The organism is Mycobacterium sp. (assembly GCF_008709575.1).
Taxonomy (GTDB): domain Bacteria; phylum Actinomycetota; class Actinomycetes; order Mycobacteriales; family Mycobacteriaceae; genus Mycobacterium.
This window is the reverse complement of sequence record NZ_VYIK01000037.1, coordinates 12,194-39,012: the sequence shown is the minus strand read 5'-3', so window position 1 is coordinate 39,012 and position 26,819 is coordinate 12,194. Positions and strand designations below refer to the sequence as shown.

General features: G+C 66.2%; 23 protein-coding genes. 8 read left to right on the top strand and 15 right to left on the bottom strand.

Annotation, left to right across the window (positions count from 1 at the left end):
- Nucleotides 1-187: 187 nt before the first annotated feature.
- The gene (locus F6Q13_RS10225) at nt 188-661 is read right to left on the bottom strand and encodes an Hsp20/alpha crystallin family protein (protein ID WP_293055830.1); all 474 of its coding nucleotides are present in this window, start codon (nt 659-661) and stop codon (nt 188-190) included.
- A gap of 196 nt (nt 662-857) precedes the next feature.
- A complete protein-coding gene (locus F6Q13_RS10220; protein ID WP_293055827.1) occupies nt 858-2,096 on the bottom strand; it encodes a GNAT family N-acetyltransferase in 1,239 nt (412 codons plus the stop codon).
- 230 nt (nt 2,097-2,326) lie between these two features.
- Between F6Q13_RS10220 and F6Q13_RS10215 the strand changes: the two genes are divergently transcribed.
- A complete protein-coding gene (locus tag F6Q13_RS10215) occupies nt 2,327-4,684 on the top strand; it encodes an MMPL family transporter (protein WP_293055824.1) in 2,358 nt (785 codons plus the stop codon).
- Here F6Q13_RS10215 and F6Q13_RS10210 read toward each other — a convergent pair.
- Together F6Q13_RS10210 and F6Q13_RS10205 are read right to left on the bottom strand one after the other, a co-directional pair.
- Nucleotides 4,566-5,621: a DMT family transporter gene (locus F6Q13_RS10210; RefSeq protein ID WP_367141271.1), complete on the bottom strand. Its 1,056-nt coding sequence runs from the start codon at nt 5,619-5,621 to the stop codon at nt 4,566-4,568. The genes F6Q13_RS10215 and F6Q13_RS10210 overlap by 119 nt on opposite strands.
- Before the next feature lie 203 nt (nt 5,622-5,824).
- A complete protein-coding gene (locus tag F6Q13_RS10205; RefSeq protein ID WP_293055821.1) occupies nt 5,825-6,259 on the bottom strand; it encodes an Hsp20/alpha crystallin family protein in 435 nt (144 codons plus the stop codon).
- 282 nt (nt 6,260-6,541) lie between these two features.
- Between F6Q13_RS10205 and F6Q13_RS10200 the strand changes: the two genes are divergently transcribed.
- A complete protein-coding gene (locus F6Q13_RS10200) occupies nt 6,542-7,084 on the top strand; it encodes a redoxin domain-containing protein (RefSeq protein ID WP_293055818.1) in 543 nt (180 codons plus the stop codon).
- Nucleotides 7,081-7,944 (top strand): cytochrome c biogenesis protein CcdA, encoded by an 864-nt coding sequence (locus tag F6Q13_RS10195; RefSeq protein WP_293055815.1) that lies wholly within the window; start codon nt 7,081-7,083, stop codon nt 7,942-7,944. The genes F6Q13_RS10200 and F6Q13_RS10195 overlap by 4 nt, the downstream gene beginning before the upstream one ends.
- 6 nt (nt 7,945-7,950) lie before the next feature.
- Here the strand turns inward: F6Q13_RS10195 and F6Q13_RS10190 are convergent, their stop codons facing one another.
- Nucleotides 7,951-9,357 (bottom strand): MFS transporter, encoded by a 1,407-nt coding sequence (locus F6Q13_RS10190; RefSeq protein ID WP_293055812.1) that lies wholly within the window; start codon nt 9,355-9,357, stop codon nt 7,951-7,953.
- Nucleotides 9,358-9,364: 7 nt separating this feature from the next.
- The gene (locus tag F6Q13_RS10185) at nt 9,365-10,045 is read right to left on the bottom strand and encodes a metalloregulator ArsR/SmtB family transcription factor (RefSeq protein WP_293055809.1); all 681 of its coding nucleotides are present in this window, start codon (nt 10,043-10,045) and stop codon (nt 9,365-9,367) included.
- A 120-nt stretch (nt 10,046-10,165) separates the two neighbouring features.
- Here F6Q13_RS10185 and F6Q13_RS10180 point away from each other — a divergent pair, with 120 nt between their 5' ends.
- Complete coding sequence (locus F6Q13_RS10180) at nt 10,166-10,519, top strand: DsrE/DsrF/TusD sulfur relay family protein (protein ID WP_293055806.1); 354 nt, start codon at nt 10,166-10,168, stop codon at nt 10,517-10,519.
- 317 nt (nt 10,520-10,836) lie between these two features.
- Here F6Q13_RS10180 and dnaB read toward each other — a convergent pair whose 3' ends face one another.
- The 8 genes from dnaB to F6Q13_RS10140 all read right to left on the bottom strand — a co-directional run bounded on the left by dnaB (nt 10,837) and on the right by F6Q13_RS10140 (nt 20,490).
- Nucleotides 10,837-13,698: a replicative DNA helicase gene (gene dnaB, locus F6Q13_RS10175; RefSeq protein ID WP_293055803.1), complete on the bottom strand. Its 2,862-nt coding sequence runs from the start codon at nt 13,696-13,698 to the stop codon at nt 10,837-10,839.
- 480 nt (nt 13,699-14,178) lie between these two features.
- Nucleotides 14,179-14,637 carry a 50S ribosomal protein L9 gene (gene rplI, locus F6Q13_RS10170; RefSeq protein ID WP_293055800.1) on the bottom strand — a complete coding sequence of 153 codons (459 nt, stop codon included), beginning with the start codon at nt 14,635-14,637 and terminating at the stop codon, nt 14,179-14,181.
- Nucleotides 14,638-14,664: 27 nt separating this feature from the next.
- Nucleotides 14,665-14,919, bottom strand: a complete 255-nt coding sequence (rpsR, locus tag F6Q13_RS10165) for a 30S ribosomal protein S18 (protein ID WP_293055797.1) — start codon at nt 14,917-14,919, stop codon at nt 14,665-14,667.
- 30 nt (nt 14,920-14,949) lie between these two features.
- On the bottom strand, nt 14,950-15,441 hold the full coding sequence (locus F6Q13_RS10160) for a single-stranded DNA-binding protein (RefSeq protein WP_293055794.1): 492 nt from the start codon (nt 15,439-15,441) through the stop codon (nt 14,950-14,952).
- Nucleotides 15,442-15,561: 120 nt separating this feature from the next.
- Nucleotides 15,562-15,852, bottom strand: a complete 291-nt coding sequence (rpsF, locus tag F6Q13_RS10155) for a 30S ribosomal protein S6 (RefSeq protein ID WP_293055792.1) — start codon at nt 15,850-15,852, stop codon at nt 15,562-15,564.
- A 168-nt stretch (nt 15,853-16,020) separates the two neighbouring features.
- Nucleotides 16,021-17,643: a glycosyltransferase family 87 protein gene (locus F6Q13_RS10150; RefSeq protein WP_293055789.1), complete on the bottom strand. Its 1,623-nt coding sequence runs from the start codon at nt 17,641-17,643 to the stop codon at nt 16,021-16,023.
- On the bottom strand, nt 17,640-19,928 hold the full coding sequence (locus tag F6Q13_RS10145; RefSeq protein WP_293055835.1) for a transglycosylase domain-containing protein: 2,289 nt from the start codon (nt 19,926-19,928) through the stop codon (nt 17,640-17,642). The genes F6Q13_RS10150 and F6Q13_RS10145 overlap by 4 nt, the downstream gene beginning before the upstream one ends.
- 136 nt (nt 19,929-20,064) lie before the next feature.
- Nucleotides 20,065-20,490 (bottom strand): DUF5318 family protein, encoded by a 426-nt coding sequence (locus F6Q13_RS10140; RefSeq protein WP_293055786.1) that lies wholly within the window; start codon nt 20,488-20,490, stop codon nt 20,065-20,067.
- Between the two features lie 232 nt (nt 20,491-20,722).
- Between F6Q13_RS10140 and F6Q13_RS10135 the strand changes: the two genes are divergently transcribed.
- A complete protein-coding gene (locus F6Q13_RS10135) occupies nt 20,723-21,265 on the top strand; it encodes a PadR family transcriptional regulator (protein ID WP_293055783.1) in 543 nt (180 codons plus the stop codon).
- 57 nt (nt 21,266-21,322) lie between these two features.
- Nucleotides 21,323-22,417: an inositol-3-phosphate synthase gene (locus F6Q13_RS10130; RefSeq protein ID WP_293055780.1), complete on the top strand. Its 1,095-nt coding sequence runs from the start codon at nt 21,323-21,325 to the stop codon at nt 22,415-22,417.
- A gap of 17 nt (nt 22,418-22,434) precedes the next feature.
- Here the strand turns inward: F6Q13_RS10130 and F6Q13_RS10125 are convergent, their stop codons facing one another.
- Nucleotides 22,435-24,801 carry a phosphoketolase gene (locus F6Q13_RS10125; protein WP_293055777.1) on the bottom strand — a complete coding sequence of 789 codons (2,367 nt, stop codon included), beginning with the start codon at nt 24,799-24,801 and terminating at the stop codon, nt 22,435-22,437.
- Nucleotides 24,802-25,015: 214 nt separating this feature from the next.
- On the opposite strand from F6Q13_RS10125, the gene F6Q13_RS10120 reads away from it, so the two are divergent.
- Both F6Q13_RS10120 and F6Q13_RS10115 read left to right on the top strand, forming a co-directional pair.
- The gene (locus tag F6Q13_RS10120) at nt 25,016-25,915 is read left to right on the top strand and encodes an alpha/beta hydrolase (protein WP_293055775.1); all 900 of its coding nucleotides are present in this window, start codon (nt 25,016-25,018) and stop codon (nt 25,913-25,915) included.
- Between the two features lie 29 nt (nt 25,916-25,944).
- Nucleotides 25,945-26,763 (top strand): LLM class F420-dependent oxidoreductase, encoded by an 819-nt coding sequence (locus F6Q13_RS10115; RefSeq protein WP_293055773.1) that lies wholly within the window; start codon nt 25,945-25,947, stop codon nt 26,761-26,763.
- The last annotated feature ends 56 nt before the right edge of the window (nt 26,764-26,819 follow it).

Below are 26,819 nucleotides of genomic sequence, written 5' to 3'. Positions count from 1 at the left end.
ATGCGTGAGGCACCAACCACCGCTTCGCGCTCACTTTTAGCTGAGGCACCTCGCACCTACGCGTAAAAGTTTCGACAAAGTCGCATACCCGGCTAAAGATCGGCCTGACCTTGCGCGTGTCCGGGCATTCGGCACACAGCATCACAGGCGTGATCCGAAGCCGGCACAGCCGGCTGCCCAGATGATATCAGCTAGAACCAGTTCCGCTTTCGGTCACCGTGATTTTCCGCGCCGTGGCACTGCGCGCCTTGGGCAGTTCGACCGTCAACACCCCGTGCGACAGCGCCGCGCTGACGTCACTGTCCCGGATTTCACCGGGAACCGTGACTCGATACTCGAACTTGCCGACGCGCCTGGTGCGTCGCCGCAACAGACCCTGGCGCTTGCGCTCTTTGAACTCGCCGGAGATGACCAATTCGTCGCCGGACAGCTCGACGTCGACGTCTTCCCGGCGTACCCCGGGAAGCTCGACTTCCACGACGTAACTGTCCTTGGTTTCGGTGACATCGGCTGCCGGCATCCAGGCATGATCGTCAGCCCAGCGCCAGCCGTCGAGTGCGGACTGCACGAGCCGGTCCATTTGGGCGTGCAGCTCGTCGAGTTCTCGCAACGGTCGCCATGCTTCAGGCTGGCTCCCGGAACGTCGCACGGGCAGTGTCATTGGTCCATCTCCTTATCGGTGTTGCGATGTTGACGACAAAGTGGCATGGGCGCGCCGGCCTGAAAAGACAGCCAGAAGCAGACACCGCCGAACCAGCTGCGCAGCACGCCCAGGAGAGCGTCGGACTGTCGCCTCAGCATCGCCGGTGATCCACCTGCCCAGCAAGACCATTGCACCAGCGCATAAGAAAAACAATTCAAAAAAGGGTCCCGCAATAAGGGGCACGGTCACTGCAAAAAACGGCGTCCAATTTGCGCAAGGCACCGCTATGAAATTCAGTGATGCGGTTCGCTCGGTAAAGTTCCGAAGCCCGATGCGCACCCATGAACATCGACCCTAAATCGCCCAGGCCAATCTGGATGTCCGGCGACCCGTCGTGCTCAGTGCATTTCCCGACACCGTCACGAGTCTGCAACAGGAAGCGTCCTCCCGCGACGCCGAGTGGGTCGGAGACCTCCAGTACAATCTCGGCATCAGCCAGGTAAACGCGGGAATTCAGCACCGCGGGCACGTTCATTATCCGCATCCAGAGGAAGTCGTAAACGCCTGTGGTCCGGGCACCAAGTTGGTCTTTGAGTTTGAGCCAAAGTGGATCGTCGACAGGGACCTCGACCGTTATATTGTCGAACACCTTCATTGCCACCAGCGTCGCGAGTAGCTCTGTATGCGCTTCGTTGGTTACTGGACAGAAGTCTTCGACAACCACGGACCCAAAAGGCCGACGATAAGCGTGTGGCGATGCTCCGGTCACTCGGTAGGTGAGAAAACCGTCGGGGTGGACTATAAAAGCAAGCGCCGATTTATTATCGCGCTGTGTTACCCGGTCTTCTAAAAAATCGGTCCACCACGCGCTGTCTCGGCTCAGCGCCCCGGGTGTCACGGCGGACCACCGATCATAGAGCTCGGGTAAAAGGCGTCTGGCCTCAGATACGTCTACCTCGCGTGCCCGGTTCGCACCGGGTTTAACCCGGAGCTCGGTAAAGCGCGGCTCGATGTCATACCGGCGAGCGTAGCTTGCCACACCGCCACCTAAGATCTCGTAAATCTTCGGATCAGTCGGAACACCACACAGTATGGGGTAACCGCGATCCTGAAGTATTCCGAAGCCCCGAAGACTGATCTGCTGCCAAATTTTCCTTCCTTTATGGGTCGCCGCGACTGCTATCATCGCCAGCCACGCCGCGTCGAGGGTGGCGCCACCCGGCACCGTGAGCCGCAACCGATAATAAAGAGATGTGCCCACCAGGAACGGCTGCTTCGGATCGGAGATGTCCTCGGCGACAAGAATATCCTCGGGGTTGACCCGGCGTTTCCACGCTCCGACATCTCCGGGGTCCACGGAAAGGCCGTAGACCCGGGCCTGATTTTCATAAACCGCCTGCAGGTCCTTGTCGGTTGCGTACCTTATTTTGATCGTGTCGTCTGTCGTGTCCATCAATTATCCAGGTCAGTTTCAGCAGCATGCTCGGCGCACCGACGGCGAATCCGCCGAAGCTCGTTGTGTGGGCGGTACCTCTACACTCCTAGATTGGAGCATACCCACCGAATCACCGTGCGATCCGCCGTCGGCGGCGAACGACCCGCAGCCTCAGATCTTGTGGCCGCAGGAAGGCCCGGATCCGGCAGCGGCGTGTTGGGCGGGATCTGCAGCGAAAGGATGCCCAGATGCTGCAAGCCATCACCCGACATGCCGTTGCCGCGCCTTGGCGCATCCTCGTGATCACCGTTTTCGGCATGCTCGCGGCGGCGGTCTTCGGTCTCCCGGTGGTCCACGACTTGTCGGCCGGCGGCTTTCAAGACCCGAGCTCGGAGTCGGCGCGGGCGACCGAACTGCTCAGGGACAAGTTCGCGCAAACCGATCAGAAGTTGCTGATTGTGGTCACCGACCCCGCCGGCGTGCAGAGCGAAAAGGCACGCCGGGTCGCCACCGACATCGTGCACAAGTTGAAGCAATCACCCTGGGTGCTCAATGTGTCATCGGCCTGGACCGCGTCGCCGCCGCAGTCCGCTGCCCGGTTCGTCAGCAAGGACAACAAATCAGGGTTGATCGCGGCGAACCTCAAGGGCGGGGAGAACGACGCTCAGAAGTACGCCAGCGCACTGTCAGCGGAACTGGCGCATGACCGCGACGGTGTCACGGTCCGCGCCGGTGGGATGGCGATGGCCTATGCCCAGATCAACCGACAAAACGAACGTGACCTGGTGCTGATGGAGGCGATCGCGATTCCGCTCAGCTTTGTGGTGCTGATCTGGATATTCCGCGGCCTGGTGGCCGCGGCGATACCGATTGCCCTGGGCGGGCTGGCGATCGTGGGCACGATGTCGGTATTGCGGCTGATCAGCTTCGTCAGTGACGTGTCGACATACGCACTGGACCTCAGCGTTGCCATGGGCCTCGCGCTGGCGATCGACTACAGCTTGCTGATCATCAGCCGCTACCGCGAGGAGCTTATCGAGGCCGGCGACCGCGAGCGGGCACTGTTTCGGACCATGGCCACCGCGGGGCGCACCGCACTCTTCTCGGCGACAACCGTCGGGTTGTCGATGGCGGTGTTGGCGGTCTTTCCGATGTACTTCTTGAAATCGGCCGCATACGCGATGGTCGCCACTGCGGTCATTGTCGCGACGGCGACCGTGGTGGTGACACCGGCGGTGATCGTCGTGCTGGGGCCCCGGCTGGACGCGCTCGACGTGCGTCCGCTGGCGCGCCGGCTGCTGCCGTGGCTGAATTCACCGGCCGAGCAGCCCGGCAAACCCGCCCACGAGGTGTTCTGGTACCGCTCGACCAAGTTCGTACTGCGTCACGCGGCCACGGTCGGCGTGAGCGTGGTGATTGTTCTGCTGTTGGTCGGGATGCCGTTCCTGGGAGTACGCTGGGGTTTCCCGGACGAACGCGTGCTGCCCCGCTCGGCCTCTGCACGTCAAGTCGCCGACATGTTGGACAGCTCGTTCGCCGACGATCTCGGAATGGCGATGTTCGTCGTCGTGCCCGACGCTCGTGGCCTGACCCCAGTCCAGCTGCAACGCTACGCAGCGGCGCTGTCGCAGGTCCCTGACGTGTCGGCGGTCACCGCACCGAGCGGTACATTCGTGGCCGGGCACCGGGTGGGCCCGCCCACCGCGCCCACCGGATTTGCCCAAGGCAGCGCATTTCTCACCGTGACCAGCGCCGCACCACTGTTTTCGCAGGCCTCGGCCACCCAGCTCGACCGACTGCACAAGATCCCCACGCCGGCGGAACGGTCCGTACAGATAGCCGGGTTGGCGCAGACCAATCGCGACAGCGTCGACGGGCTCACCAAGCGCCTGCCCACGGTGCTGGGGTTGATCGCGGCCATCACCTTCGCGCTGCTGTTTTTGCTCACTGGCAGCGTGGTACTACCGGTCCAAGCGCTGGTGTGCAATGTGTTGTCGCTGACGGCAGCCTTCGGCGCGATGGTGTGGATCTTTCAGGACGGTCACCTGGGCGCGCTGGGGACCACTCCTACCGGCACGTTGAATGCCAACATCCCGGTGCTGTTGTTCTGCATCGCGTTCGGACTGTCCATGGATTACGAGGTGTTCCTCGTTTCCCGGATCCGCGAGTACTGGCTGGCCTCCGGCGCCGCTGCGCAGACCTGGCGGCGCTCAACGCAGGCGCGCGCCGCCAACGACGAGAGCATCGCTCTGGGTCTGGCCGGCACCGGCCGGGTGGTCACCGCGGCCGCACTGGTGATGTCGATTTCATTCGCCGGGTTGATCCCCGCGCACGTGTCGTTCGTGCGCATGCTCGGTCTCGGCCTGACTCTGGCGGTGCTGGCCGACGCCACCCTGGTGCGGATGGTTCTGGTTCCGGCCTTCATGCACTTGCTCGGCCCGTGGAGCTGGTGGTCGCCGAAGCCGTTGGCGTGGTTGCATGATCGGTTCAGGCCCGGTGAAGCCGCGGCCGCCGCGGTAGGGCGGCGTCGGTGGGCCACTGAAGCGGCACAGCCCGCCTCCGATCTTGCCCGAGAGCGGGCTGCCGCGCCGAAGGATGCCGGTTAGCGTGCCGCCCGGACGGTGTGTCACCGGCATGGTGTCGCCGCAGGGCGACCAGACCCGCCGGCGCAGTCTTGTCGACCCTTGCGGGGGTTGTGACGGCTTCGCTGCGGGCTAACTGGAAGATTGCCGCCGTCATCACCACCGCTGCCGCTGCCAGAGCGATCATTCCGGCGCGGCCGGTGTTCAGCGTCTCCCCGAGGATGACAACACCCAGCAGTGCGGCTATGACCGGCTGCGACACCTGAAGGGTGGGCATCGACGCGGTCAGCGGCCCGGCCCGAAATGCCCACTGGCTCAGTACCAGGCCCCCGAGTGCGGTCAGCACGCAGGCATAGAGTTCAGGTGCTCGGGCAAGCGCCCACGCGCCGTCGGCGAGTCGGCCGACAACGTCTTTAGCGAGCACGGCGAACAGGCCCCAGAGCGATCCGGACGCCAAGGCAAACAGCATCGCGGCCGGGGCACCGCCGCGAATGCGGGCAGCGACGGTGCACCCCAGCCACAGCGGCCCGAACACCGCCACCACCACGGCCCAGGTGTGCAACGGCGCGCTCGATCGGCCGGCCTGCGGGTGGCCCACGGTCATGATCACCGCCACCGCCGCCGTCAGCAAGCCGGCCCAGAGCCATTCCCGGCGAGTCACAGCGCGACGCGACAGCTTGGCGTTCACGGGCAGGGCGAACAATAACGAAAGCGTCAACAACGGCTGCACGAGCAGCACAGAACCCCGACCCAGCGCAGCGGCTTGCAGCCCGATGCTGGCCAGCAGTGCCACGGCCCCCCACCACCACCGTCGATCCCGCAGCAGCTCCACCAGCAATTCGACATGACCAACCGGCCTGTCGGTGATCCGCTGCGCCGCAGTTTGTTGGAGTACGTCGCCGATGGCAACAGAGAATGCAGAACTCAGCGCGAGCAGGGCTGCGATGTGCACATTGGCCATGGTTCTCCGCAGATATCAGCTGAATACCAATCGACGCCACGGTTATCCAGTCGCTTTCGCTGCCGAACGCCGAAACCAGCCGGTGCCGCCGACAGACGGGCCGGCTGGTCGGTATCGGAATCTGATCGCCTCCCCAACCACCCGCAGAAGACCCGCCCGTCCGGGACGCATAGCACGGACGGGCGTCGTTAATGACCGTCGGCTCAGGCGCTGAGTGCCTGCTTGGCGGGGCCGGACTGAATCGCGATCTTGCGCGGCTTGGCGTGTTCGGCCACCGGAACGGTCAACCGCAGCACACCGTCGTGGTAGTCAGCGCTGATCTTGTCGGTCTCCAACTGGTCACCGAGGAACAGCTGCCGGCTGAACACGCCATGCGGCCGTTCGGCGGCGATCCACTCGCGGCCCTCCTCACCCGGGTGGGGACGCTCCGCGCGGACCGTCAGCGTGTCCCGGTCGACAGTGATGTCGATCGAATCGGGATTGATGCCCGGCAGGTCGAGTTCGGCGATGAACTTGTCCCCGTCACGCCAGACATCCGTCAGCGTCAGCGTCGGACGGACGGCAGTGCCGACCGGAGTTCCCCACAGCTGTTGGGTGAGTCGGTCAAGGTCACGAAAGAGCGGTTCAAACGTCAGCATGGTGACCACCTCCTTGCGACTCCCTAGGTATTTTGTTCTTTTCGCTCCATAAAACCTTCCGATCCCAGACCATATTCCTTCCTTCGGGTCGGTGATCGGGGCATTTCCGGAGGTGCCGTTAGACCGACGGCACCTGACGGCGGCGGTAGGGTGAGGTGACCGTTTTCCCGTCGGACTCAGCCCGATCGGCTACGGCTGAGCGGTCCCGACATGCAGCGCGGTCACCATCCGGTTGGTCTGATCGGCCGCCACCTGAGAGCCCAGCTGAACAAAGGAATCACGATGCCATACATCCGCTTGGCCGGCGCACTTGCGGCCGCCGCCATCCTCGCCGCGGGGTGCGGTGCGCACCCCGGCGCCCAGCAGCGTGCCGAGTCGACGCCCCCGACCGCACCGGCTGGCGCCGCCGGGCACACCGTACCGGAACAGCTGCACTTCACGGCGAAAACGATTGAGGGGCAGGAGTTCCAGGGAGCGAGTTTGTTCGGTAAACCCGCGGTGTTGTGGTTCTGGACGCCGTGGTGTCCCACCTGTCAGGGCGAAGCTCCGATGGTCGGCCAGGCTGCCGCCGCTCACCCGGGGGTGACTTTCGTCGGCGTGGCCGGACAAGACCAGGTGGCGGCCATGCGCGCGTTCGTCGACAAGTACCCGGTGAAGAACTTCACCCAGCTCGCCGACACCACCGGCGCGATATGGACGAAATTCGGGGTCACCCAGCAGCCGGCGTTCGCGTTCATCCGGCCCAACGGCAGCATCGACGTCGTCAAGTCGGCGATATCCAAAGCCGACCTGAACAACCGGACAGCGGCGCTGACCACGCCGTGATCGACACCGCGGTGCTCGGTTTCGCCCTGGGCGCGGGTCTGGTGGCGGCGTTGAATCCGTGCGGCTTCGCGTTCCTGCCGGGCTATCTGGGGTTGGTGATCGCCGGCGGCGCGGCAGGATCCTCGCGACCGGCAGCGCTGGCCCGGGCGGGCCTGGCGACCGTGGTCATGGCGGCCGGCTTTCTCACCGTGTTCGGTGTCTTCGGGTTGCTGATTTCACCGTTGATCGCCTCCGCCCAGAGGTATCTGCCGTTCGCAACGGTGAGCATCGGGATCGCGCTGGTGTTGCTGGCGGTTTGGTTGCTGGCCGGTAGAGACCTCACCGTTGTTTTGCCGAGGCCATCTGGTGGGGCGCCGACCGCGCAGCTGGCGTCGATGTACGGCTATGGCATGAGCTATGCGGTCGCGTCGCTGTCGTGCACGATCGGGCCGTTCCTCGCGGTGATCGGCACGACGTTCAAACAAGGATCCGTGCTCACCGGCGTGTTGGCTTTCCTGTCCTATGCGGGCGGGATGGCCATCACGGTCGGGGTGGCTGCGCTGGCCGTGGCGCTGGCCGGTTCGACGGCCACCGGCATGGTGCGGCGGATCCTGCCGTACGTGGGCCGCATTGCCGGCGTCATCATGTTGCTGACCGGGCTGTATGTGACGTACTACGGGTACTACGAGATCCGGCTGTATTTCACCCATGCGAGCCCCGAGGATCCGATCATCCGTACCGCCCGCATCACCCAGAGCTGGCTGGCGCATCTCGTCGACAGCCTCGGCGTGTGGCCCTTGGTCGGCATTCTCGCGGTGTTGGTCCTCATTGGCCTGGGATGGTCCGCGGTGCGTCGACCCCGGGATCACCGCGGGGGTTGAACTCGGTCAGGTCGCGGGATCGGCGCCGAGCTGTGCCGGATTGCGGCAGGTGGCGCCGGACGAGCCTTTTCTGCCCAGGGCGAGGGCGCCGAGTCCGGTGCCGGCCAGGGCGGCGGCGATCAGCAGCAGGGCGGTGTCGTAGCCGCCGGTGGCGTCGGTGACAAAGCCGGTCACGTACGGGCCCAGCCCGCTGGCGATGCTGGCGATGCTGTTGACCGCGGCGATGCCGCCGGCGGCGGCGGCGCCGGTCCAGCAGGCGGTGGTGATGCTGCACAGGATCGGGATCGCCGCGAGCACGCACACGGTGGTGATCGCCACACCGAGCGCCAGCAGCAGCGGTGACCCGCAGGCGACCGCGCCGCCCATCACGGCGGCGCCGGTCAGGGCCGGGGCGGCCAGGTGGGTGGTGCGCTCGCCGCGCCGATCCGAGCGGCGGCCCCAGCCCAGCATCGCCACTGCGGCCGCGGTGAAGCAGGCCGCCCCCAGCCCGCCGATCATGGTGATCGAGGCGTGCGGATACAGCGTTGTGAGGATCAGCGGCACAAAGAACTGCACCCCGAACTGGGCGAAGTACAGACCGGCGTTGATCGCGGCCAGCGTATACATCCGCCGGTCGGTCAGCGCGGCGGCGAACGACGCGCCGCGGCCTGCGCTGTCGGCTACCAGGTGGCGTGCCAGCGCGGTCTTTTCGGCGGCGCTGAGCCAGTCGGCGTGTTCGGGGCTGTCGGTCAGGCCGCGCAACGCCACCAGCGCCAGCACCGCCGCGGGCAGGCCTTCGGCGAGAAACATCACCCGCCAGCCGGCCAGGCCGCCCAGCGCGCCGTGGGCGACCAGCAGGCTCGACACCGGCATGCCGACGATGTTGGCGATCGGGATCGCCAGTAGGAATACCGCCAGCGCGCGGGCACGGACCGCCGGGGGAAACCAGCGGCCCAGATAACACACCACCGCGGGATAAAACCCGGCCTCGGCCACTCCCAGCCCGATTCGGGTGATGATCAGTCCGGCGGCGTCATCGACGAACGCCGGGGCGGCGGCGAACAGTCCCCACCCGGTCAACAGCACCGCCAGCCACCGCCGGATCCCCATCCGGTGAAACACCCAATTGGCGGGTACCTGAAACGCTACGTAACCCAGAAAAAAGCTGCCCGAGATCAATCCGTAGGTGCTTGCCGACAGCCCCAGGTCTGCGTTCATTCTTAGCGCGGCGGTGGCGATGTTGACCCGGTCCAAAAACGCCACCACGTAAAGCACCAGCAGCAGCGGAAGCAGCCGGCGCCCAATCCGGCGCCACAGCAGCCCCTCGTCGACGTGGTGCCCCACGGCGATGACAGGTGGCGTTTCCTGTGGCGGCTGCACCTGATCGATGCCGGCGGCCTCGCCGGGGCGTTGCGGCATCACGTGCGCGTCCACCGGGTGGTCATCGGGTGCCGCCGGCCGTCGCGCCCTCGGTGACCGGTAGCCCGGCCAGTCGCCATTCGAGCATGCCGTCGTCGAGGCGTTTGATGTTGCGCCCGGCGGCGCGGGCGATGCGCACCGCATCGGGGGCCATCACGCAGTAGGCGCCGCGGCAGTAGGCGACGATGTCGGCATCGGCGGGCAACTCGGCGAGCCGATCGGCCAATTCGGCGACCGGAATGTTGATCGCGCCGGGGATATGGCCGGCCTGGTACTCCTGGTGCGGTCGCACATCGATGAGCACGACCTCGCCGGCCTCGGTGCGGCGCAACAGCTCGTCGCGGGTGATGGCATCGGCCGGGGAACCCAGCACCGCGGCGGCTGCGGCCGCCGCGTCGGCCAGATGCGCCTCGGCGACGGTTTGCACCAGCGCGAACAGCCGGGCCACATCGGGCCCGGTGAGCCGGTAGTACTGCCGGGTTCCGTCGCGGCGTGCCGTCACCAGCCCGCCGGCTTTCAGGGCCTGCAGATTCGCCGAGGCGGTGGTCAGGTTCATCGAGGTGGCTGCCGCGATCGCTTCGACGGTGCGCTCCCCCTGGGCCAGCAGATCCAGGATCTGCAGCCGACGCCCGTGGCCCAGCGCCTTGCCGACCCGGGCGATCTGCTCGAACAGCACCGCTTTGCGATCGGTGTGTTCACCCATTGTCTCTCCACTATTCCGTGGATTACGGTATCTAGTGTTCGTTGGATCACTATAGAACATGAGAAGGCCCGTGCTTCATCGACACGCCGGACCACCGGCCCGGCTTATCTAGGAGACACCGTGAAGTATCTGTTCGTCTTGCACGATCCGCCCTATGGCACCGAACGCACCTACAACGGCATCCGCTGGGCGCGCCAGCTGCTCGACGCCGACCCCGCCAACCAGGTGCGGGTGTTCAACTTCGGCGATGCGGTCATCGCGGTGAGCAGCGGGCAAAAGGTTCCCAACGGCTATTACAACCTGGCCAAGATGACCGCCGCGCTGGTCGCCAAGGGCGGGGTGATCGGAAACTGCGGTACGTGCATGGACGCCCGCGGCCTACCCGACGAGCGGCTCATCGAGGGTGCGCACCGCTCCTCGATGAGCGAGCTGGCCGAGTGGAGCGCCTGGGCCGACCACATCATCAACGTCTAAAACCCACCTGATGCCATGACAACCCACATCGTGATCATCGGAGGCTCCTTCGGCGGGCTGACCGCGGCCTATCGGCTGCGTCGCCACCTGACACCGCTCGCATACTCCGACTGAGCTTCAGCGCAGATGCAGCTCGACGATCTGAGCTGTAGGTTTTCGCCGTCGGCGACATCTCCGGCTACCGCTGACTTGGAATGCTCCCGGTTGTCTCGCGGCGGTTCCGGCCCGCTTGTCTCACGATCCGCTTCATTTCCTACGAGGCCGGCGATCAGGGGATCAGTGTTGACCGAGGTCTTGAGAACCCACCTGAGCGGCCACTACCTGGCCATATTGGCAAACCGCGACAGGTGCAGTTGGTGTGCGACGGTCACGGTCTTGGTCGGGCCGTTGCGGTGCTTGGCAAGGATCAGGTCGGCCTCACCACTGCGGGGATCGTCGCGTTCGAACGCGTCGGGCCGATGCAGCAAAATCACCAAGTCGCTGTCTTGTTCCAGCGAGTTATGCACGGCAATCCCTTGTGCCACGAAGTTGTGCGTGCCCGCGACGGTTCCGTCGTAGACGTCCCTCTCGCCCAGGCTGGTGATCTCGACGATCTGATCCCACACCACGTCGCTGGTGGACGGCGCAGGAATCTGGCGATGCGTCATCGGCCGGCTCGAGGAGGTTGTGGTGACCTGTGTCCGCGTCTGTTGTGGCACGGCATCGAGGTCGGTGTTACCGACGTGGCGCAGAAAGGCCGCCTGGTTCTCCGTACCGTCGATGGACAGCTGCCAGGAGTCGCGGCAGCCGGCCTTGAGCACGCGCTTGATCCGGGCGAACACGCCGACTCTCAGCAGAAGCGTGGCCACGTCGTCGACCAGACGTCGGCTCGTCGATGCGCAACAGATCCGGCGTTGACCGACTTTAGCGTCCCACCGCACTGAGCCGCCCATCGCCCACAGCTGGCGCAGGAACAAGGCAACCTGATCATTGGGCAAGGCGAACACCCGCTTCGGTACACACTTTTCCCGGCTGCGGCGCCGACCACGTGCCAACCGATAGCGCACCGGCGACCGCGGTGTGGTCACCCGGGCAGTGGGGTAGTCGTCGCGTCCGGCGGGGACTCGGGTTGCTGACACTGTTGCCGCGGCCAAGTCAGTATCATCGGTCCAGGCATAGCGGATCGGCCAGTCTTGTACCCATGACCCCTCGCCGATCATGCGGGCCAGGGCGACGACCTCCGCATCAGCCATCCGCCGGACGTCAACCGGCTCGGGTACACGGCGGGGCAACGCCAGCCGATCGCCAACGCTCAACTGCTCCAACGGTGTCCAGCCGCCGATCGTCATGAACGGATGGTTGCCGGTCGCCTCGACCTCCCGTCCCGAGCTCAGCCGAAGCCGGAACACCTCCTTGCGTCCGCTGGGGAACACGTTCGTCATCACCCGCGCCACCAGCTGCAGCTGCTCGTCCAGCGACCACACCAGCGGCCGCTCACCAGTGCGCATCAGTTCACCGAACGTCACCTCGGCGCCGGTGTCGGCACGCAGGATCCGCGTCGAAGCGGTCAGACATCCCGACTCCCGCAGATCAGCCAGCATCGGTTTTTTGTCGGTACGCTGCTCCGGCCCGCGGTTGAGCTGGCTGATCGCGACAACGGGAACCTCGAGTTCCTTGGCTAATAGCTTGAGTTGGCGCGAGAATTCGGAGACCTCGACCTGGCGCGACTCGAACTTCTTTCCCGACGTCATCAGCTGCAGGTAGTCGACCACGATCAAGCGCAGATCGGCTTTTTGCCGCAGCCGCCGCGCCTTGGCCCGGATTTCCATCATGGTCAGGTTCGGCGAGTCGTCGATATACAGCGGCGCCTCGCTGATCTCGCTCATCCGCCGCGCCAGCCGGGTCCAGTCGTCATCGCTCATTCGGCCCGAACGCATATCGGACAGCTTGATTTTCGCCTCCGCCGACAACAGCCTCATCACGATCTCGGACTTGCTCATCTCCAACGAGAAGATGACACTTGCCATCCGGTGCTTGATCGAGCAGGACCGCATGAAATCCAGCCCGAGGGTGGAGTTGTGCGTGGGCACCATCCCGCGGCCGGCCAGATACAGCCGGGCCGGGTTGTCGACCTGCACGCAGCGCACCGGAACGCTGCGGACTGGCCGCACCGACTCCAGTTGCAGCACCGGGGCCATCAAGGTCGCGGTCGCACGCTCCGCATACCGCCCGAACGACCCGGCCGCAGCGATAGTGTCGAGCCCGCACCGTAATTCGACCGTGGTGCGGACCCCGTGCCCGGTCGGCCACTGGTGCTCGGCGTCGGCGACGATCACCGTACCGTCGGAGAACTCAATCCGGTAGCACGGCCGGCCCAGCATGACGTCGGTGGTGGCCAGCACCCGGGTGGGGCGCCCGTCGGCGCCGAGCAGCTCGTCGCCGACGGTGACGTCGCCCATCGTGGTCCAGCCGGCCGGCGTGGGCAGTGGGGTATCCAAGGCCAACGCCTTACCCACGCCGGGCCGGGCGGCCACGATGATCATCTGCCCGGCGTGCAACCCATTGGTCACCTCATCGAGGTCGGTGAACCCGGTCGGCACCCCGCGGGCCAGCCCGCCGTTGGAGGCGATCGCGTCGATCTCGTCCATCGTCGGCTGCAGCAAGTCCTCCAGCGAGACGAAGTCCTCGGCGAGCCGGCGCTCGCTGACCTCGTAGATCTCGGCCTGCGCCCGGTCGACCACCTCGGCGACGTCGGCGCCCTCCGCCCCCGCGTAGCCGTACTGCACCACCCGGGTGCCGGCCTCCACCAGCCGGCGCAGCAGCGCCTTCTCGGCGACGATGCCCGCGTAGTAGCCGGCGTTGGCGGCGGTGGGCACGGTCGAGATCAGGGTGTGCAGATACGGCGCACCGCCGATCCGGCGCAGCAGGCCGCGGCGGTCCAGCTCGGCGGCCACCGTCACCGCGTCGGCGGGTTCTCCGCGTGCGTAGAGGTCGAGGATGGCGTCGTAGACGTTTTGATGTGCCGGGCGGTAGAAGTCGCTGGAGCGCAGCCGTTCCAGCACGTCGGCGATGGCGTCCTTGCTCAGCAGCATCCCGCCGAGCACCGACTGCTCGGCCGCGAGGTCCTGAGGCGGTTGGCGGCCGAAGTCCTCGCTGGGGGCGTCCATGCCGGAATGCCCGAGATCATCGACGACCGCCACGAGCTCCCACCTCCCTCGACACCGCCTCGACGCACCGGTCGAACCTGCATTCGACGCCGGTACCGCGAACGCTAAGCCACGGCACCGACATCGGCCGGATCGACGCTAAATGTTGCTGGCGGGGCCGCCAAGCGGCGCTGTTCACGAAACTGTGCATCGGATGTGCATAGCTATCGGCACCCGTGTTGAGGCGGATGTGGATAACCTGTGGAGGATCCGGCCTGATCACGCTATTTACGCAGCTAAACGAACGATAATCGGGTCCACGGCATGTGGATGAGAATCTCTTCGGCGTGTCGCGGCCGGTAGCTATTTCGGGCGTGTTGCGTTGCGATCAGATGCGGAAAGCGTTAACAGACGGTAACGTCCACAGCCTTGGTGGGCGTCGGGAAAATTCGCCAGTTGCGTCGCGCGGATCAGAAGGTACCCGGGCAGGCGGGAGCGCCCCCGCCACGCCGCCGGGTCCGGTGTTGCGGACGGTCAGTTCTCGGCGACGACGTCCACCGCGATCTCGACGTCGACCTGCGGGTGTAGATGCACCGTCACCGGGTGCGTACCGACCGTTTTGATGTGCGTCTGGGGCAGTCGCACGACCCGCTTGTCGAGGGCGGGACCGCCCGCCTTCCTGATCGCCGCCACCACGTCGCCGGCTGTCACCGCGCCGAACAGCTTGCCGGACTCACCCGACGTCCTCATCGGCAACGAGACGGTGCCGAGCGCGTCGAGCGCTGCCTTGAGCTCGTTGGCGTGCTCCAGGTCCCGAATCCGCTTGGCTTCCCGCGCGCGCCGGATGTCGTCCGCCTGCTTCTGCGCACCGCGCGACGCCACGATCGCCAGCCCGCGCGGCAGCAGGAAGTTGCGTCCGTACCCGTCTTTGACCTCGACGGTGTCGCCGACCGATCCCAGGTGGTCGACCTCGGCAGTCAAAATCAGCTTCATCGCTCACGCTTTCTGTGCTGGGTGGGTCTAGCGCACCGAGGAGGTAAAGGGCAGCAACGCGACCTCGCGGGCGTTCTTGATCGCGAGCGCGATGTCGCGCTGGTGCTGCACGCAGTTCCCGGTGACTCGGCGGGCACGGATCTTTCCGCGCTCGCTGATATAGGTGCGCAGCAAGGCGGTGTCCTTGTAGTCGATCACCTGATCTTTTTTGGCGCAGAACACACACTTGCGCGTCTTGACCGGCTTTTCCGGAGCCGGACGCCGCTTACTGGATTTGCCCATGTCGTTCTCTTTCGTCAGATAATCGGGATATCAGAACGGAGGTTCCTCGTCACCGCCGCCGAACGAACCGGAGGCCGGAGCGCTGCCCCACGGGTCGTCGGAGCCCCCGCCGCCGGCCTGAGCCGTCACCTGGCGCGACCCGCCGCTCCCGCCGCTGCGGCTGGCCTTGTTGACCTTGGCGGTGGCATATCGAAGCGACGGTCCGATCTCGTCGACTTCGACCTCGACCACTGTGCGCTTCTCGCCCTCCCGGGTTTCGAACGACCGCTGTTTGAGCCTGCCCTGCACGATGACGCGTGACCCGCGGGTCAGGCTTTCGGCGACGTTCTCGGCGGCCTCACGCCAGATATTGCAGCGCAAAAACAACGCCTCGCCGTCCTTCCACTCCCCGGTTTGACGGTCGTAGATCCGCGGCGTGGAAGCCACGGTGAAATTGGCCACGGCAGCACCGGACGGGGTGAACCGCAGTTCCGGATCAGCGGTCAGGTTGCCGATAACGGTGATGGTGGTGTCGCCAGCCACGATTTCCTCCTGAAGCCGCCTGCACTGGGCGGGTGAATTGTCACTGCGCCGAGCCTACGCAACAGCTCCGATGTCCCGCGGTCATTTGCCCACAGGTGCCCACAGGTGCCCACGATCCAGCTAATGCTTGTCGGTGCGCATCACCTTGGTGCGCAGCACCGATTCGTTCAGGCTGAGTTGACGGTCGAGCTCGGAGACCGTCGCCGGGGCCGCCTTGACGTCGATGACCGCATAGATGCCCTCGGCGTGCTTGGCAATCTCGTACGCCAGCCGCCGCCGACCCCAAATGTCGACCTTCTCCACGATTCCGCCGTCTTTGCGGACGACGTTGAGAAAGGTCTCCAAGGACGGAGCTATGGTGCGCTCGTCGAGAGTGGGGTCGAGGATGACCATGATTTCGTACGGACGCATGGGAACCTCATCACCTCCTATGGTCGTCTGCGGCCACGGCGTGGTGCGTGGCAGGAGGGTCGCCTGCGTCGGCAACCGCACCAGGGTACCGGAAGGCGGCGCAGCGCGCGAAATTCCGGCGGGACGCGGCGTCGGCCTTGACTGGTGCCGACGGCCTGTACCGTGCGGTCACGAGACCAACCCGTCCGCGCGCGAGGGCGAGCGCCGCAACCGGGCCGGCCGCAACCCGTCCGCCAGCCACCGCGGCGGCGCATCGCGGGCCCGGTCGAACACCCCGCCCGCCGGATCGTCGATCCGACCGCCCCAGCGCACCAGGTCCTCGCCGGGCCGGTAGATCTGGCGGACCACCAGCACGCACAACGCCAGCACCGCGATATCGCGCGCGAGCACCGATGCGGTGAACCACTGCTCGGGCAGCCCCCGGTTGGGGTCACCGTAGAGGTAGTACATGCGAGACACCCACACCAGCGCGTCGATGGTCATCCAGGTCAGCAAGACCCGCCGGTGCGGCAGCGCCAGCACGGCCAGCGGTACCAGCCACAGCGAGAACTGCGGGCTCCATACCTTGTTGGTCAACAAGAACGCTGCGACGACCAAAAACGCCAACTGTGCCAGCCGGGGTCGCTGCGGTGCCGTGAGCGCGATGTAGCCGATCCCGGCGTAGCACGCCGTGACCAGCACTGCGACGACGGTGTTCAACGTTGTCGGCGGCTGCCAGAAACCGATCTTGGGATCGAAGCCGGGCCATCCGGTGAACGATTTGACGACGTTGTACAGCGAGTCCATGTCGTCGCCGCGGCGGGTGTTGAGCCGGAAGAACTCCGACCAACCCCGCGGGAACAGCACCAGCACCGGCATGTTCACCAGCAGCCAGGTCAGCGCTGTCACCGTGGTGGCCTTGGTCACCGCACGCAGTTTTCCGGTGCGGACCCCGAGCACCAGCAGCGGGCCCAGCAGCAGCACCGGATACAGCTTGGCGGCCACTCCCAGACCGATCAGCACACCGGCAAGCACCGGCCTCCGCCGTGCCCATGCCAGCAGCCCACCGGTCGCCAAAGCGGTTGCCAGGGCATCGAAATTGGTGAATATTTGAAAGATCACCAATGGTGACGCGGCGACCAACGCCGCGTCCCATATCCGCCGGCCCGCCAGGCTTGCAGTGGCCCACACCGTCGCCAGCCAGGCCATCGCCAGCCCGAGCGCGGCGGCGTTGAAGAAGACCACCACCTCGGCAACCACCGGCAGCGGCACCAGCTTGCTCAACGCGGTGTAGGTCTTGGCCAACGCCATCGAGACGTACTGATACACACCGGTCAACACCGGATACTCCATGTAGCGCACCGCCGGGTGGCCGTCGTAGCGGACCTTCGCAACGCCCTTGGCATCCGTCTCGAGCCAGCTCGACTTGTAGGGAAACCGGCCCTGGCTCAACAACTCCGCGCCATAGAGCGGCACCGTGTCCGAATAGCACAGTTGGTAATAGGCACGTTGGTTTTGCCAGTTGGCCACCCGGTCTTCCCCGGGCCCGGTCCCGGTGCTCTGCAGGCAGGGGGCTTTCGTCGCCCATCCCAGCGCCAGGAAGACCAGGGCGATGAGCACCATCACCCGCAGCGGGGTCAGCCACCGAGTCCGCCCGATCAGCGCGTGCCGACCGACCGGTCCGCCGATGACATTCGACAAGGCCGAGCCTAGAAAATCGGTGCGGCTGGGACAGTCACGGTCGTCGGCGCTGCGCAGGTCGGCAGCCAGCCGGCCCGGCGAGACACGGCGGCCTGTCGGTACGCCCGTCACGGTGGCGCTGCGGGAGCCTCGGATTCGCCCGGTCCCGGCGCGACCGCAACAGTGGTCGGCGGCCCGACCGGAATCGTGATGCCCGGTGCGACTTCAATCGTGGGTTGAATGACCGTCTCCGATGGTGGGGGCGGCGGCGCTATTTCCGGCGGCGGCGCCGGCACGCCCGCGTACCCACCGATCGCGGTCGGCTTGGGGAACGACTCGCTGGGGGTGCCTTTCAATGCGCCGTCCATGGTCGCTTTCCAGATGTCGGCCGGCAGGGTCGAACCCCACACCGGCGAGCCCCCCGCGGTGACCAAGGGCTGGTTGCCGTCAACCGTGCCCACCCACACCGCCGTCGCCAACGACGGGGTGTAGCCGACCATCCAGGCGTCTTTGTTGGCGTCGGTGTCGCCGAACTGGGTGGTGCCGGTCTTAGCCGCCGAGGGCCGGCCACCGGCCAGGTTGTGGCCGCGCGAGTAACCGGCGATCGGCTGCATCGCCGCCGTGACGTTGTCGGCGACGTCCTTGGGGATGCGCTGTTCGCCCGCCGTATCGCGGCTGGCCGCGTCGAAGAGCACTCGGCCGGTGGAGTTGACCACCTTGGCCACGAAATGCGGTGCGTGGTAGACCCCGGAGTCGGCCAGCGTGGCATACGCCGACGCCATGTCGATCACCCGGGTCTGGTACTGGCCCAGCACAATTCCGTTGTTGGGTGGACCACCCTGGCCGTCTTCGGACAGCGTGTGCGCGACACCGGGAAAGCTCTCCGCGATCCCGGCCTCATGAGCCGCCCGCGCCACGTCTTCGGGCCCGTGTTTCAGCTTGAGCATCAACCGGTAGTAGGAGGTGTTCAAGGATCGTTTCAGCGCTTCGGCGATGTTGCAGGTGCCGCAGCTGTCGCCCTCCGCGTTGCTGATCTTGATACCGTCGACGGTCAACGGCGAGCTGTCCACCGGATAACCCAAACCGATGCCCTGTTCCAGCGCCGCGACCAAAGCGAACACCTTGAACGCCGACCCCGTCTGCAGGCCGGCTTGCGCGAAGTCGAAGCCGTTGGCATCCGGGCCGCCGTAGTACGCCTTGACCGCGCCGTTGTGCGGGTCGATGGACACCACCGCGGCCCGCATGGCGGGGTCCTGACCCTCGAGGTATTTGGACACCGCTTTCTCGGCGGCCCGCTGGGCTTGCATGTCTATCGTCGTGGTGATCTGCAAGGCTTGCGTGTTCAGTGTGCGCTCGTCGATGTTGAACAGATCGAGCAGCTCTTTGGTCACCTGTCGTTCGATGAGCCCTTCGGGCCCCGTGGTCTGGGTTTGCGCGCGGGCCTGATCCGGTGCCACTGTCGCCGGAAAAACCTGTTCTGACCGGTCTTTCGACGACAACGCTCCGGTCTCGACCATGCCGTCGAGCACCCAGTTCCAGCGCTGCCTGGCGCCGCGCGGGTCCACCGCCGGGTCGAGGATGGACGGGCGCTGAATCAACGCGGCCAGCAGCGCGCCTTCGGCGACGTCGAGCTGTTCGACGGGTTTGTCGAAGTACGCCTTAGACGCCGCCGAGATGCCGTAGGCACCGCGCCCGAAGTAGATGATGTTCAGGTAAGCCTGCAGCACTTGGTCTTTAGACCACTGCCCCGACATCTTGGTGGCGATGACGAGTTCCTTGGCCTTGCGGATCAGACCGGCCATCCCCGTGCGCCGCGAGCCCACCAGCGCGTTCTTGACGTACTGCTGGGTGATGGTCGAGCCGCCTTGCAGGTCGCCGCCGAACAGATTGTTCTTGACCGCGCGCGCGAATCCGGAGAGCGAAAATCCAGGATTGGAGTAGAAGTTGCGGTCCTCGGCGGCGATCACGGCCTGCCGCACATGCAACGGTACTTGGTCGAGGTTGACGTCGACGCGATTACCCTCGGGCGGGACAATTTTGGCGATCTCGGTGCCGTCGCTGGCCAGGATCGTCGACACCTGGTTGGTACGAATGTCGCCGGGCCCGGGCACCTGGACGATGACATAGGCCATCAGGAAGGTGACGATGGGCAGCAGTACCGCCACGGCCGCGGTCACCGTGAGTCCGCGTCGGATCGGCCTGCCGTCGATCCGTCGCAACCGAGCCCGGCCCGGCGGCGGCTGCGGCGGCAGGCCGGATGCGGGCCGGTCGCGCTGTCGCGGTGATTCGGGCGACGTGATCGGACCACCTGTGACGGGCCGGGGCCCGGCGTCGTCCAGCGCGGCCTTGACCGCTGCGATCGGATCCGCGACCCGGCCCGGATCGTCGTGGGTGACCGGCGGCAGGACAGCTGTCAGCCGGTTGTCCGGTGGAACGCCGCGATCCGGGCGTTGTGGTTGCCGACGCGAGCCGTTGTCGTCAGCGCCGGACCCGGCCGGGTATTGCCCGGCACCGCTCGGGGCATCGGCGGCCAAGCGGTCCGGGTGTCGGCGGCTATTCACTGGCCGTGCGCGCGTCGTCGCGCGCGGTCCGCCGGCCGCGGGTGCCCTTGGGAGGCCGGGCCGCGCCGAGCACATACGATTTGACCAGGTGATTCCAGCTGCAGGTCCGACAGACCTCCACGACGTGTACCGAGAATTCCGGGTGCCGGGCGGCCAGCATGACCAGTTCCTCGGCGCTGCGCGCGGAGCCGGAAACCGCGCCCAGATGCTCGCCGAACACCCACGACACCAGCGTGAGTTGCTCCTTGCGGCAGATCGGACACATGACCGCGCTGGCTTTCCCGTGGAACTTCGCAGCCCGCAGCAGGTAAGGGTTGGCGTCGCAGACCTCGGACACCTCGGTTCGCCCCGAGTAGACCTCGGCCAGCAGCGAGCGGCGCCGAAGCGCATAGTCCACTACCTGTCGCTGCGATCGCACGCCCACCAGAGTACGACTGTTGCCCGCCGCCACACTCCGAGATCACGCCGCCGCGCGGCCGTGGGTGGCCACGCCCGCCGTCAACCCGGTGAACCATCCGTGCTCACCAGCTGAACACCACCCAAACACCGGCTAATGTAGTGGCGAATATATCGGGGCGATACTATGGCGCGAGCCATGGCGTGCGCGCCGCAATGGGCCCGCCGACGACCTGGGTAAAGGAGGTGACTCGATGCTGGAGCTCGCCATCCTCGGCCTCCTGCTCGAGTCGCCGATGCACGGCTACGAATTACGCAAGCGCCTGACCGGACTGCTCGGAGCGTTTCGGGCGTTTTCCTACGGGTCGCTCTACCCGGCGCTGCGCCGGATGCAGGCCGACGGTTTGATCGCCGAGAACGCCGCCCCGGCCGGGACCCCGGTGCGACGCGCCCGGCGGGTGTACCAACTGACCGATGCCGGTCGGCGGCGCTTCGCCGAGCTGGTGGCCGACACCGGTCCGCACAACTACACCGACGACGGTTTCGGGGTTCACCTGGCGTTTTTCAACCGCACCCCGGCCGAAGCGCGGATGCGCATTCTAGAAGGCCGCCGCCGCCAGGTGGAGGAGCGCAGGGAGGGCCTGCGCAACGCCATTGCGCGGGCCAGTAACTCGTTGGACCGCTACACCCGCCAGCTGCACCAGCTCGGGCTGGAGTCCAGTGAACGCGAAGTCAAGTGGCTCAACGAGCTGATCGCAGCCGAACACGTGGCGCAACGCCGCGCCGAGCAGTCCTAACGCAATCCCAGCCACGAAAAACACCACGACAGAGGTAGAAGGTAAGGAGAACGCCCTATGACACAGCAAACTGCGGCAGAGGCGTCGACGGAAATCCGGGTTGCCATTGTCGGCGTAGGCAACTGCGCGTCGTCGCTGGTACAGGGCGTCCAGTACTATCAGAACGCCGACGAGTCGGCGTCGGTACCGGGCCTGATGCATGTACGGTTCGGGCCCTACCATGTCCGCGACATCAAATTTGTCGCCGCGTTCGACGTCGACGCCAAGAAGGTCGGCTTCGACCTGTCCGATGCGATCTTCGCCTCGGAAAACAACACGATCAAGATCGCCGACGTGCCGCCCACCAACGTGGTGGTGCAGCGCGGCCCGACGCTCGACGGCATCGGCAAGTACTATGCCGACACCATCGACGTGTCCGACGCCCAACCCGTCGACGTGGTCACGGTGCTGCGCGAGGCCGACGTCGACGTGCTGATCTCCTACCTTCCGGTGGGATCGGAAGAAGCCGACAAGTTCTACGCCCAGTGCGCGATCGACGCCCGGGTCGCCTTCGTCAACGCGCTGCCGGTGTTCATCGCCTCCGACCCGGTGTGGGCCGCCAAGTTCACCGACGCCGGTGTGCCGATCGTGGGCGACGACATCAAAAGCCAGGTCGGTGCGACGATCACCCACCGGGTGATGGCCAAGTTGTTCGAGGATCGCGGCGTGCAACTGGACCGCACCATGCAGCTCAACGTGGGCGGCAACATGGACTTCCTCAACATGCTCGAACGCGAGCGGCTGGAGTCGAAAAAGATTTCCAAGACCCGGGCGGTCACGTCGAATCTGCAGCGCGAGTTCAAGACTAAAGACGTGCACATCGGCCCGTCGGACCATGTCGACTGGCTCGACGACCGCAAGTGGGCCTATGTCCGCCTGGAAGGCCGCGCCTTCGGCGACGTGCCGCTGAACCTGGAATACAAGCTCGAGGTGTGGGACTCGCCGAACTCCGCGGGGGTGATCATCGACGCGGTCCGGGCGGCCAAGATCGCCAAGGACCGCGGTATCGGCGGGCCGGTGGTCGCCGCGTCGGCCTACCTGATGAAGAGCCCGCCGCAGCAACTGCCCGACGACATCGCACGCACCCAGCTCGAAGAGTTCATCAGCGGCTAGATCGTCGGCGACCTGCGTCAGAAGGGCCAGACCCAGTCACGGACTTCGGGCAGGTCCTCGCCGTGGCGCCGAATCCAGAGCCGGTGGCGGGTGCGAAAGTCCTGCATGCGCTGACGCAGCTGCGCGGTGGCCGGCCCCAGACCGGGCACCCGGTCGAGGGTGTCGATGACGAGCTGGAAACGGTCCATGTCGTTGAGCACCAGCATGTCGAAAGGCGTTGTCGTGGTGCCCTCTTCCTTGTAGCCGCGCACGTGGATGTTGGGATGGTTGGTGCGCCGGTACGTCAGCCGGTGGATCAGCCAGGGGTAGCCGTGGTAGGCGAAGATCACCGGCCGGTCGGTGGTGAACAGGGCGTCGAACTCCCGATCGCTCATACCGTGCGGATGCTCGGTCTCGGGCTGCAGTCGCATCAGGTCGACCACGTTGACCACCCGGATCCGCAGCGCGGGCAGGTTTTCCCGGAGGATCGACGTGGCCGCCAAGACCTCCAGCGTGGGAACATCGCCGGCACATCCGAGCACGACGTCGGGTTCGCTGTCGTCCTCGGTCCCCGCCCACTCCCAGATCCCGGCGCCGCGGGTGCAGTGCAGCACGGCTTCGTCCATACTCAGCCAGTCGCAGGTGGGCTGCTTCCCGGCGACGATGACGTTGACGTAGTCGCGGCTGCGCAGGCAATGGTCGGCGACCGACAGCAGCGTGTTGGTGTCCGGCGGCAGATAGACCCGGGTGATCTCGGCTTTCTTGTTCACGACATGGTCGATGAAACCGGGATCCTGGTGGGAAAAACCGTTGTGGTCCTGGCGCCACACATGCGAAGTCAACAGATAGTTCAGCGAAGCGACCGGACGGCGCCAGTCGAGCTGTTTGCTGACCTTGAGCCATTTGGCGTGCTGGTTGAACATCGAGTCGACGATGTGGACGAAGGCTTCGTAACAGGAGAACAGGCCGTGCCGGCCGGTGAGCAGATATCCTTCCAGCCAGCCCTGACACATGTGCTCGGACAACATTTCGGCCACTCGCCCGTCGGTGGCGAGGTGTTCGTCGACGGGCAGAGTCATTGCCTCCCATTGCTTGTCGGTGACTTCATAGACGGCTTCGAGCCGGTTGGATGCGGTCTCATCAGGTCCGAACAGGCGGAAGTTGCGGGTCGCGGCATTGGCGCGCACCACCTCGCGCAGGAATCGGCCCAGTGTTCTGGTCGGCTCGGACAGGGTTGCGCCGTGCTCGGCTACTTCTACCGCGAAATCGCTGAAGCCGGGAAGGCGCAGCGGTTGCAACAACACACCGCCGTTCGCATGCGGGTTGGCGCCCATCCTGCGGGTGCCGCGCGGTGTGGTAGCCAGCAGATCCGGCAATGGACGTCCGGCGTCGTCGAACAACTCGTGCGGCCGGTACGAGCGCATCCACGTCTCCAGCATCGCCAGATGCGCAGGGTTTTCCCGCACCGCCGGCAACGGCACCTGATGGGCTCGCCAGGTGCCTTCGACCGGCTGGCCGTCGACCTCGGCCGGGCCGGTCCAGCCCTTCGGGGAGCGCAAGACGATCATCGGCCATCTCGGCCGGGTCCGGTCGCCGTCGGTGCGGGCACGGCGCTGTATCTGCGCGATCTCGGCCAGCACGTCGTCGAGGGCGGCGGCCATGTCCTGGTGCATGCGGTGCGGCTGGGACCCCGCGACATAGCGCGGCGCGTATCCGTATCCGCGCAGCAGCCAGTCCAGTTCCTCGTCGGGGATGCGGGCCAGCACCGTCGGGTTCGCGATCTTGTACCCGTTGAGGTGCAGGATCGGCAGCACCGCGCCGTCGTGGACCGGGTTGAGGAACTTGTTGGCGTGCCAGCTCGTGGCCAACGGGCCGGTTTCGGCCTCCCCGTCGCCGACGACGCAGGCCACCACGAGGTCGGGGTTGTCGAAGGCCGCACCGTAGGCGTGGGCCAGTGAGTACCCCAGCTCTCCGCCTTCGTGGATCGAGCCGGGCACCTCGGGGGCGACATGGCTCGGCACACCGCCCGGGAACGAGAATTGGCGAAACAGCGTCGCCATACCGCGTTCGTCGCGGGGCACCTCCGGGTAGCACTCGGAGTAGCTGCCTTCCAGCCAGGTGTTGGCCAGCAGGCCGGGTCCGCCGTGGCCGGGGCCGATCACATACATCACGTCCAGGTCGTGGTGGCGGATCAACCGGTTGAGGTGGGTGTAGATGAAGTTCAGGCCCGGCGTGGTGCCCCAGTGCCCGAGCAACCGCGGTTTGATGTGCTCGGGCCGCAGCGGCTCACGCAGCATCGGGTTGTCCAGCAGGTAGATCTGCCCGACGGACAGGTAGTTCGCCGCCCGCCAATAGGCGTCCATCCGCTGCAGTTCGCCGGGTTCCAGCGCGGTGGCTACAGACATTCGTACTCCCTCGAATCAGGTTTCCACTCAGCGAATTTCCCCATGCGGCGTTCACCCACCGCATCGTCGCTTGTCCTTACCACGCTGGCAGCCCGCACAGCCGCGGTGAAGGGCCCAACGGCCCGACTTGCGATACCTCGCGCTCACCCGCCGGTGCTCGGCCCGCGCAGACTCACCGACGACGCGCCGCGGCAAAGTCGTAATGTGACAGGGTATGACCGACATCTCCGAAGCGGACCTCGCCGGACTCACCGAGTTCGCGCTGCTGAGCGAGAACGCCGAGCAGGCTGGTGTCGCCGGCCCGCTGCCGGTGGTGCAACGACTGCAGTTGGGCCCGGTCAGCGTGCTGCGCTGGGGTCAGCGCAGCCCACGCGTGGTATTCCTGCACGGCGGCGGGCAAAACGCGCACACCTGGGACACCGTGATCATCGGCGTAGGCGAGCCGGCGTTGGCGGTGGACCTGCCCGGGCACGGCCACTCCGCCTGGCGCGACGACGGGGACTACTCGCCCCAGCGCAACGCCGAAGCCCTGGTCCCGGTCCTGGCACAGCTCGCCCCCGATGCCGACCTCGTCGTCGGCATGTCGCTGGGCGGGCTGACCGCGATCGGGCTGGCCGCGGTCGCACCCGAGCTGGTGCCGGAGTTGGTGCTCGTCGACGTCACACCGTCGGCGCTGACGCGACATGCCGAACTGACCGCCGACCAGCGCGGCACGGTGGCGCTGATGCACGGCGAGCGGGAATTTCCCAGCTTTGCCGCGATGCTGGAGTCAACCACCGCCGCAGCGCCGCATCGGGATCCGAAATCGTTGCGGCGCGGTGTTTTTCATAACTCCCGTCGACTCGACAACGGTCGCTGGACGTGGCGCTACGACACGATACGCGCCGTGCCCGACTTCGCCGGCCTCTGGGACGCGGTCGATGCGATGCCCGCGCCGGTCACCCTGGTCCGCGGCGGCGCCTCGGGCTTTGTCACCGACGAGGACGTCGACGAACTCGCCCGGCGCGCAACCCATTTCCGCGGCGTGCACGTCGTGGAGAACTCCGGGCACTCGGTGCAAAGCGACCAGCCCCGCGCGTTGATCGACATCGTGCGGGCCATCCTGGCCCGGTGAGCATCGGGCCACCCGCCTACCGTGGTGGTATGACTTCCGACACCGCACCCGCCCGCTCCGTCCGCATCGCCGTGCAGCTGCAGCCCCAGCACGCGCCGCGTTACCCGATCATCCGTGACGCGGTCCGCCGCTGCGAGGACATCGGGGTCGACGTGGTGTTCAACTGGGACCACTTCTTCCCGCTGTACGGCGACCCCGACGGTGCCCACTTCGAATGCTGGACGATGCTGGCCGCTTGGGCCGAGCAGACGTCACGCATCGAATTCGGCGCGCTGGTCACCTGCAACTCCTACCGCAACCCCGAACTGCTGGCCGACATGGCGCGCACCGTCGACCACATCTCCGGCGGCCGGCTCGTCCTGGGCATCGGCGCCGGCTGGAACCGCAAGGACTACCGCGAGTACGGCTATCCGTTCGGCACTGCCGGCAGCCGCCTCGACGACCTGGCGGCCGCGCTGCCCCGCATCAAGTCCCGGCTGGCCAAGCTCAATCCGGCACCCACCCGCGCGATTCCGTTGTTGATCGGCGGCGAAGGCGAACGCAAGACCCTGCGCCTGGTCGCCGAGCACGCCGACCTCTGGCACAGCTTCGCCACCGCCGAGACCTACCCCGGCAAGTCGGCGGTGCTGGCCAAGCACTGCGCCGCCGTCGGACGCGACCCGGCCCACATCGAGCGCAGCGCGGCGGTCGGCGGCGAAACCGGCGCCGAAGCCAGTACCGATCAGCTGATCGCCCAGGCCCAGTCGCTGGTCGACCTCGGCGTGACGCTGCTGACGATCGGCACCTCCGGCCCGGACTACGACCTGGGCGGCGCCGAAGCGTTGTGCCGCTGGCGTGATCGCCGTTAATTTCGGGGATGTGACACTGGCCGGTCGTCGTGGCCGAACCGCCCGACACCCGCTAC